This window comes from Lactobacillus sp. UMNPBX16 (assembly GCF_002553775.1).
Taxonomy (GTDB): Bacteria; Bacillota; Bacilli; order Lactobacillales; family Lactobacillaceae; genus Lactobacillus; species Lactobacillus crispatus.
Map to the genome: position 1 here is coordinate 34,796 of NZ_PCYU01000039.1, position 8,297 is coordinate 43,092.

Annotated in this window: 7 protein-coding genes and 1 pseudogene; 7 read left to right on the plus strand and 1 reads right to left on the minus strand. The window is 35.4% G+C overall.

Annotated elements, in window-relative coordinates:
- Nucleotides 1-141: 141 nt before the first annotated feature.
- The 3 genes and pseudogenes from CP367_RS08950 (at nucleotide 142) to yjeM (ending at nucleotide 3,621) form a co-directional block, all read left to right on the plus strand.
- On the plus strand, nucleotides 142-774 hold the full coding sequence (locus CP367_RS08950) for a hypothetical protein (protein ID WP_089146234.1): 633 nt from the start codon (nucleotides 142-144) through the stop codon (nucleotides 772-774).
- A 77-nt stretch (nucleotides 775-851) separates the two neighbouring features.
- Complete coding sequence (locus tag CP367_RS08955) at nucleotides 852-1,847, plus strand: SLAP domain-containing protein (RefSeq protein WP_143438844.1); 996 nt, start codon at nucleotides 852-854, stop codon at nucleotides 1,845-1,847.
- 278 nt (nucleotides 1,848-2,125) lie between these two features.
- Nucleotides 2,126-3,621, plus strand: a pseudogene (gene yjeM / locus CP367_RS08960) (glutamate/gamma-aminobutyrate family transporter YjeM).
- A gap of 55 nt (nucleotides 3,622-3,676) precedes the next feature.
- Here the strand turns inward: yjeM and CP367_RS08965 are convergent.
- Complete coding sequence (locus CP367_RS08965) at nucleotides 3,677-4,876, minus strand: acetate/propionate family kinase (RefSeq protein WP_089146236.1); 1,200 nt, start codon at nucleotides 4,874-4,876, stop codon at nucleotides 3,677-3,679.
- A 283-nt stretch (nucleotides 4,877-5,159) separates the two neighbouring features.
- Between CP367_RS08965 and CP367_RS08970 the strand changes: the two genes are divergently transcribed.
- The 4 genes from CP367_RS08970 (at nucleotide 5,160) to CP367_RS08980 (ending at nucleotide 8,225) form a co-directional block, all read left to right on the plus strand.
- Nucleotides 5,160-6,440, plus strand: a complete 1,281-nt coding sequence (locus tag CP367_RS08970; RefSeq protein ID WP_005723285.1) for a lactate oxidase — start codon at nucleotides 5,160-5,162, stop codon at nucleotides 6,438-6,440.
- A 151-nt stretch (nucleotides 6,441-6,591) separates the two neighbouring features.
- The gene (locus tag CP367_RS10760; RefSeq protein WP_158227331.1) at nucleotides 6,592-6,732 is read left to right on the plus strand and encodes a hypothetical protein; all 141 of its coding nucleotides are present in this window, start codon (nucleotides 6,592-6,594) and stop codon (nucleotides 6,730-6,732) included.
- Between the two features lie 69 nt (nucleotides 6,733-6,801).
- Nucleotides 6,802-7,416, plus strand: a complete 615-nt coding sequence (locus CP367_RS08975) for an IS607 family transposase (protein ID WP_061204974.1) — start codon at nucleotides 6,802-6,804, stop codon at nucleotides 7,414-7,416.
- Nucleotides 7,413-8,225 carry a helix-turn-helix domain-containing protein gene (locus CP367_RS08980; RefSeq protein ID WP_233186499.1) on the plus strand — a complete coding sequence of 271 codons (813 nt, stop codon included), beginning with the start codon at nucleotides 7,413-7,415 and terminating at the stop codon, nucleotides 8,223-8,225. The genes CP367_RS08975 and CP367_RS08980 overlap by 4 nt, the downstream gene beginning before the upstream one ends.
- Nucleotides 8,226-8,297: the final 72 nt, after the last annotated feature.

An 8,297-nucleotide genomic window follows, 5' to 3' on the forward strand; every position in this document is an offset into this window, starting at 1 on the left:
TTTTTTATATTAAAAGCATTTATTAATAAAAAATTGTTAAAATAAAAAAATGTTAGTGCAATTACGAATATATAAAGATTTTGATAGATAACAAGATGTAGAATGCAAAAGATTGGTTAAGAAAGTAATGAGGAGAAAAAGATGAATAAAAAAGTGAAAGTTACTAGTCTAGCCGCAATTGCATTAGCATCTTTAGCATTAACTGGTGCTAATTTGAATGATCAAGTTAAGGCAGATATTACTACAAATGCTGGTAGTAGCAAATCAGTATCACAACCTAATTCTGCTGTAGTAGCTAATGAGAGTGATACAAATAAATTAGCAGGATCAAAATCTGCTGCACAATCAGAAGAGAATAAGAACGATACTTCAAAGTCTTCGGCCACCAATGCTCAACCTAAAATGAGTCAACCTGTAGTTAATACAAATAATGATGTTAAGCAACCTGTAAACAATGGCGATTCGATTGACACAGCTTATGAACTTAATTTTAATTATGATGATGCTATTAAGAGGAGCAATAAAATTAAATTCATCAAGGGATTAACTAGTGATGATGTAAGAAATTATTTTATGAATCATTCTAGTATGTTTATAAATGGTAAAAAGGCTGTAAATCGTTATACCGAAAATATTAATAATACCGACGATGAACAAAAAAATGTTGATGAAAAATACGGTTATGAAACGGACAAATACTCTAAATTCAGTGGCTATGCTATCATTGTAAGAAATAAAAAAATCAACAGATTTATAATAAAAAACATGTTTTGATTCTTGAACCAGGAGATACTATTGAAATTAAGCGAAATGCTTCATATCTGTTACCTAATAAGTGGTATAAATGGATAATGACTGGAGATACTATTGGTAAGAATGTGATTGAAGAAATTGAAAAAGAAATGGGAAAGAAAATACCTGTAGAAATCGTAAGTAGAGTGTCTGAAAGTAACGGTTTCTTAACAGAAAAAACAGATTTGTTTGGTAATTTACCTAGGATTACATCAAACAAAAAGATAAATGGTAATCCTGTTTTTTATGACTTTGGTAGATATATGACGTTGCCATTTGTTCAATTCGTGATTTCAAATGATACAGATGCAACTGTAATTCCACATAATCCATATGACGTTGGAGCACCAGCCGATTGGGTACAAGATACTCCTGTAGTACCTGAAAATGGTGACAAGAAGGGAAGTCAAAAAGCTGATGATGCAATTAAGAACGATTCTGATTCAAATAAGTCAGATTGGAATAATGCACCAGTAGATAATGGTACTGACTTTTCATTTACTCCTATTACTAATGTTGAAGAACCTACATCAGTAACTACAAGTTCAACAGCAACAACTGTTAATACATCTTCCGAAAATACTGATAAACAAAATATAAGTCAAAAAGCAACCGTAGCAAATACCAAAAACTTGGTTTACATTCATAATGCTTTTGTTTATGACAAAAATGGCAAGTTGATTTTATCTAAGGATGGCTATCGCTTAAAGGCACTCCACACTAAAGCTAAGATTCTTGATAATGGCAAGATTTATACCATCAAAGGCAAGAAATACTACAGAGTGGGCAAGAACCGTTTTGTAAAAGTAGCTAATGTTGGTAGAGTGTCAAAGGCTCAAAAGATTAATACCCGTGGTACGATTGCTGCTACTAAGAAGTATGGTGTTAAACTTTACAATGCTAATGGTAAATACACTAAGAAGTACTTAACTGTGGCTAAGAAAGTTAAATTTGATGCAAAGAAATTTATGAAAGGAACAACTTTCTACAGAATCAAGGGAACTAACACTTGGGTTAGATCAGGCAATATTAAGTTAGTTAAAACAGCCAAGTAATATACGTTTCCTGCAGATAACACGTACTGATGGAATATTGTTTCTAAAAACTCTACAAAATAAAAAATATTCATTCTTGAAATGATTTTCCAAAAAAGTTATCTGCAGTTACTACTCTTTAAATGATTTAATTGCTATACGAAGCGTAAGTCGTTCCATGACGAGATAGCATCATGCTATCTCGTCTTTTTTTATTCGAAAGCTCTTTTTGAAAATATCATGATAAAAGTTCATAATAGAAATTGTTTGTTTATGTTAAAGGAGTTGTTTTATTTTTTATGAAGAATAATGATCACAGCAAGATAAGTCGTAGTAGTCTGGTCTTGATGATTTTTTCTTCTATTTTTGGATTTAGTAATTCTCTGACAGCTTTTTACCAAATGGGTTATTCAAGTATCATTTGGTATATTGTCACCGCTATTTTATTCTTCTTGCCATCAGCCTTAATTTTCGCTGAATATGGTGCTTCCTTTAAAGGAATTAAAGGTGGAATCTTTTCATGGCTTGAAGGATCTACTAATGAAAAAGTAGCATTTATTGGAACTTTTATTTGGCTATCAGCTTGGGTGATTTGGTTGGTTTCTTCAACCCAATTCTTCTTGGTTTCAGTTTCAACTGCAATTTTTGGTCATGATACAACCCAAAGTTGGCATTTAGGACCATTAACTTCAACCCAATTATTAGGTGTTTTAGAAGTTATTTTTTGGCAATTGTTACATTCTGTGCCGCAAAGGGAATTGATAAAATAAAGGCGATTAATAATATTGGTGGGATCTTTACTTTAGGAATTGCCATTGGTTTTACAGCAGTTTCACTTTTTGTATTTATTTTGAATCGTGGGCAATTAGCTGAACCAGTGACCGCACAAAATATGGTTCATTCACCTAATCCAGCATTTCAGTCACCGATTGCGGTTATTTCATTTATTGTCTATGCTTTATTTGCCTATGGTGGTCTGGAAACAACCTCAGGAGTAATTGATTCAGTTGATAAACCGGAAAAGAATTATCCTAAGGCTCTGATTACGGCCATGGTCTTAATGACAGCACTTTATGTTGTAAACATCTTTATGTGTGGGGTGGCTGTTAATTGGAACAAATCGTTAGGTGGTAAAGGTGTTGACTTAGCTAATGTCGAATATGTTTTGATTAATAATTTAGGTATTGTCACTGGTCATAGCCTAGGTCTATCACATTCTACTTCACTGGCAATTGGAACTGTCTTTTCTCGTTTGGCCGGAATTGCGGATGTGTTATCAGGAATTGCCGCTGCCTTTTTGATGGTTTATTCACCGATTAAATCATTTATTGAGGGGTGTGATCCGCGACTATTGCCTAAGAAGATGGTTAAGTTAAATAAGCACAATATGCCTGAATTCTCGATGTGGGTACAAGCAATTGTGGTTAGCGTTATTATCTTATTTATTTCATTTGGTGGTAATGGAGCACAACAATTCTATACAATTTTAATGGATATGATGAATGTTTCTTCATCAGCACCATATTTATTTTTAATTGCTGCTTACCCATTTTTTAAAGCTAAAAAAGACTTAGATCGGCCATTTGTTTTTATTGAAGGTAAGAAAAAAGTTTGGGCAACGACAATTGTTGTTTGGTTAGTGGTTGCGGTCGGAATTATCTTTACTTGTATCGAACCACTCTTTACCGGAGACTGGCAAACTTCATTCTGGACGGCTATTGGTCCAGTGGCCTTTGGTGTTGTTGCTTGGATTTATTACGCATATAATGAACGAAAAGAAAAAGCAATGGCTTAATACGCAAAATAAGACGAAGGATTTTGTCCTTCGTCTTATTTCTTTTCTCTATTTTTTACTTTAAGCCAGCTACTCTGACAACATCGCGTTCAATCATTAATTCCTCATTAGTTGGAATAACCATACCAACAATAGTTGAGTCGGGCTTGGTAATAATGGTGGCATTTTCTTTATTAGCGGCTGAATCAGGCTTAAGGCCTAAAAGTTCGAGTGAATCCATGACATGTTCACGGACACCAAAGTCGTGTTCACCAACACCAGCTGTAAAGGCGATACCATCTAGGCCACCCATTTCAAGGGTATAAGCACCAACATAGCGAATGATTCGATTAATGAAAATGTTCCTAGCTAAGTCAGCACGCTTCTTCTTTTCCCCTTCGAGCTTAGTCATGTCACCACGTAAATCACGCATATCTGGTGAAATGCCTGAAATTCCTAACAAACCAGATTCGTTGTTTAGAACCTTAAGCATTTGATCAGCATCAAGATTTTCCTTTTTCATGACAAAAGCAAGTAAAGAAGGATCAACATCACCTGAACGGGAACTCATCGTAATACCCGCCATTGGTGAAAAGCCCATTGAAGTATCGAATGATTTACCATCTTTCACAGCGGTAACTGAAGCACCAGATCCTAAGTGACAAACGATTAATTTCAAGTCCTTTAAGTCGCGTTTCATAATTTCAGCGGCTTTTTGACTAACATATCTAACCGAAGTGCCATGTGCGCCATATTTTCTTGCACCGTATTTTTCATAGTATTTATATGGAAGTGAGTACAAGTAGTGCACTGGATCCAAGGTTTGGTGGAATGAAGTATCAAAGACAGCGACTTCAGGGACGCCAGGCAATACTTTCATGAAGGCCTTAATGACATCGGCTTCAGCGGTATTATGAAGCGGCGCATATTGTTTCAAATCATAAATCTTTTGTAGTGACTTTTCATCAATTAAGGTGGAGTCCTTAAATTCTTCACCACCCGCAACAATTCGATGTCCGATTCCGATGATTTCTTTAGGATCGTCAATTAAATCATACTTTTTTAAATTTTCAAGCAAGATTGTAACGGCAGTTTCGGAATCAAGAATGTCAACTTTTTCTTGGTGTTTTTCACCTTTAACCTTGATTGTAAAGGTGGAGCCGTTAAGCCCAACTCGATCAGCCATCCCTTCGCTGATAACTTTTTCATCAGGAAAGGTGAAAAGCTTAAATTTAAAAGAAGAGCTACCCGAATTAATCGCTAAAATTTTTTTCATAAATTATGCCTCTTTTTCTTAATTTTTGCAGTGCAACCTATCCAGTAAGGCATGCAATAAAGAAAATGCCACTAATCTGCTTTAAGTAAGTTCTTGCAGTAATAGTGTCAACGTCTTTATTATACAACTTTTGTTGTAAGCTCTTACAGATATTTTTTTATTACTAAAATTTATATATAAATTTGATTGATCATATATAAATTTAGAATATCAATTTGCAACAAAACCGCTTACAAACTATAATGAAATTAACATACAATATATATTGAGAGGAGAAAAACGAATGACCCACTACTACGAAGGCTTTCCACAAAGTGACCGCGATGAAAAAATCAAGATGGTGAATGTGGATGAACTTGAAGAACGTGTTAAGAAGGTAATGCCAGAAGGTGCATATTATTATATTGCTTCGGGTGCAGAAAATGAATGGACCTGGCGTAACAATACTGCTGCTTTTAATCATTTTCAAATTGTACCTCGTGCTTTGACTGAGATGGCTGATCCGCAAACTGATACTGATTTTATGGGGATGCACTTAAAGACGCCAATTATGATCGCTCCAATTGCTTGTCATGGAATTGCACATAAAGATGCGGAAGTCGCAACGCAAAAGGGTGCTGCTATGGCTGGTGCGCTCTTTAGTTCTAGTACTTATGCTAATAAGAGTGTAGAAGAAATTGCAGCTGCAGCTCCAGAAGCACCAAGGTTTTTCCAACTTTATTTGAGTAAAGACTGGAATTTTAATCAGATGGTTTTTGATGCAATTAAAAAAGCTGGTTATCAAGGCATTTTCTTAACCGTTGATGCTTTGGTATCAGGTTATCGTGAAGCAAACTTGCGGACTAACTTTACTTATCCTGTACCATTGGACTTCTTTAAGCGTTACCTTGGTGCAAAAGGTAAAGGTCAAAGCGTAGCTCAAATGTACGCTTCTTCTGCGCAAAAGATTGGTCCTGAAGATGTTAAAAGAATTAAGAAAGAATCAGGTTTGCCAGTCTTTGTTAAAGGTGTTATGTGTGCTGAAGATGCCTATAAAGCAATTGGAGCCGGTGCTGATGGAATTTACGTAACTAATCATGGTGGTCGTGAAGTTGATGGTGCTCCTGCTACCATTGATGTTTTGCCAGAAATTGCGCAAGCAGTAAATCATCGGGTGCCAATTATCTTTGATTCAGGTGTCCGTCGTGGCTCTCATATCTTTAAAGCTTTGGCTTTGGGTGCTGACATTGTTGGAATCGGTCGTCCATATCTTTATGGTTTAGCCTTAGGTGGTGCGCATGGAGTTGCTTCAGTTATTGAACAATTAAATGATGAATTAAAGATTGATATGCAATTAACGGGATGCAAGACAATTGATGACGTTAAGCATGCTAAATTGACGCACATTGCTTATACTGCTGATAATTTGCCATCTAATACTGATCCAAGCAGACGCAAGGAATATCCGGTAACTGACGAAAATCAAGTTAAGCAAACTGATGCGGTATCTGGTGCTTCTAAGTTAGAAGGAAAGCCAGCTCCGGAACCAGAGACTGATACCACAACTGGTGCTTCAGTAAGATAAAGCAAAAATATAATTAATATTTTTCAATATGATTGTCATTGAATAAATGATAGTCATATTTTTTTACTATCAAGAACTCAGCGGCTACAATCAAGGTGAAAGCGATTTGATTTTTGGAGAGGAAAATTAAATTATTGAAGAGAATAATGTTTTGACTGATACTGAAGAGCTTAAAATCTTGAGTGATCTTGTTGCAATAAAATCCGTTAATGATAATGAAATTTTAGTAGCAAAATATTTACAAAAACTATTAGGAGAAAGAAATGATAAATTAAGCCATAGAAAGAAATAGAAATTTATAGAATTTAGTAGAAGCAAATGCTATAATCTTTACTAAAGGTAATATGTGGAGATGAAGATTATGGCAGTTCTTAAACCTAAAGAGATGGCTGAACGCTTGGGTGTGACAGTGCGCACTTTACAGGAGTGGGATCGTAAAGGAATTTTTCCAGCACATCGTACTCCAACAAATAAGCGCTACTATACTGAACAGGATTATCTTAAGTACATTAATAATAATTCTGATCCTAAGAAGGATAAGCGCAAGGTAGTTGGCTACGCACGCGTTTCAACTGCTAATCAAAAGGATGATTTAAAAGATCAAGAAGAGTTCATACGCGAATTTGTCAACGCTAAAGGGATTATTCTTGATGAAATGATCATCGATATTGGTAGCGGTCTGAATTATAAGCGCAAAAAGTGGAATAAGCTTCTTGATGAAGTAATGCAAGGAAAGATTAAAACAATTTACATTACTTACCAAGATCGTTTTATCCGCTTTGGTTATGATTGGTTTGAAAAACTATGTAATCAAAATGGCACCAAAATAGTAGTCTTAAACAATCGAGAAACGTCGCCTAATGAAGAATTGGTTCAAGATGTCTTAAGTATTTTACACGTCTTTTCTTGTCGTCTTTACGGCTTACGTAAATACAAGCATAAGATTAGCGAAGACAAGGAGTTGACTAATAAATGATAGTAAAAACACGCGTTTACCGTCTAAAACCAGATGAGGCGATGAAGCAAATTTTGGACGATTGGTGTAACTACCGTCGATACTGTTGGAATCAAGCCTTGGCTTTATGGCAAGACTTGTATATGGCACGTACTATTTTTGATAAAGTAGTTGCCACTACCTTTATTCCTAAGCAGAATAAAAAGACTAAGAAATGGCGCATGACTCATCAAGATTATCACTTAAATCCTAGTCCTAATTGGCGTTTAGTAAGAGACCTAATGATTGAACAAAAGGAAGATTGGCAGTATGCCTACTCTGCTCGCACTTTACAGTTAGCGGTACAGGATTTAGGCAAAGCATGGCAAAATTTCTTTAATAAAGCACAGCCTGATTGGGGCAAGCCTAAGTTCCGCTCTAAGAAAAATCCGCGCCAAGGCTTTAAAACTGATCGAGCAAAGATAGAGGATGGACTACTTTGGTTAGAAATGCCTAGAGATACCCCATATAAGGATCGTTGGGCAGGGATCGAACTTTCAAATAAGCCTTTATCGGGTAAAATTGGTGTAGTTTCAATTTTTAAAGTAAACCATAAGTATTATGCTTCTATACCTTATAAGCTAGAAAAGCCTTTACCCAAGGCTAAAACTGGCAAAGGTACAGGAGTTGATATTAATGTAGGTCACTTTAATTATCAAGATGGACAGTGTTTAGTCTTGCCTAAGTCACTAAAGAGGCTTTATGCGAAAATCAAGTTTTATCAAAAGCGTATAGCTAAGAAGCGGACAGTTAATGGCAGAATGAAACTGTCAAATCTTTTGTGTAAATAGATCTTTCTCGTAAATTGATTTTTTAATTATTTATTTAATCAAAGTAGGATTCTAAGGTGTCTCTTCTACACA

Coding starts and splice junctions, on each gene's coding strand:
- CP367_RS08950 (WP_089146234.1), top strand. CDS start 142: ATGAATAAAAAAGTGAAAGTTACTAGTCTAGCCGCAATTGCATTAGCA.
- CP367_RS08975 (WP_061204974.1), top strand. CDS start 6,802: ATGGCAGTTCTTAAACCTAAAGAGATGGCTGAACGCTTGGGTGTGACA.
- CP367_RS08955 (WP_143438844.1), top strand. CDS start 852: ATGACTGGAGATACTATTGGTAAGAATGTGATTGAAGAAATTGAAAAA.
- CP367_RS08980 (WP_233186499.1), top strand. CDS start 7,413: ATGATAGTAAAAACACGCGTTTACCGTCTAAAACCAGATGAGGCGATG.
- CP367_RS08965 (WP_089146236.1), bottom strand. CDS start 4,876: ATGAAAAAAATTTTAGCGATTAATTCGGGTAGCTCTTCTTTTAAATTT.
- CP367_RS08970 (WP_005723285.1), top strand. CDS start 5,160: ATGACCCACTACTACGAAGGCTTTCCACAAAGTGACCGCGATGAAAAA.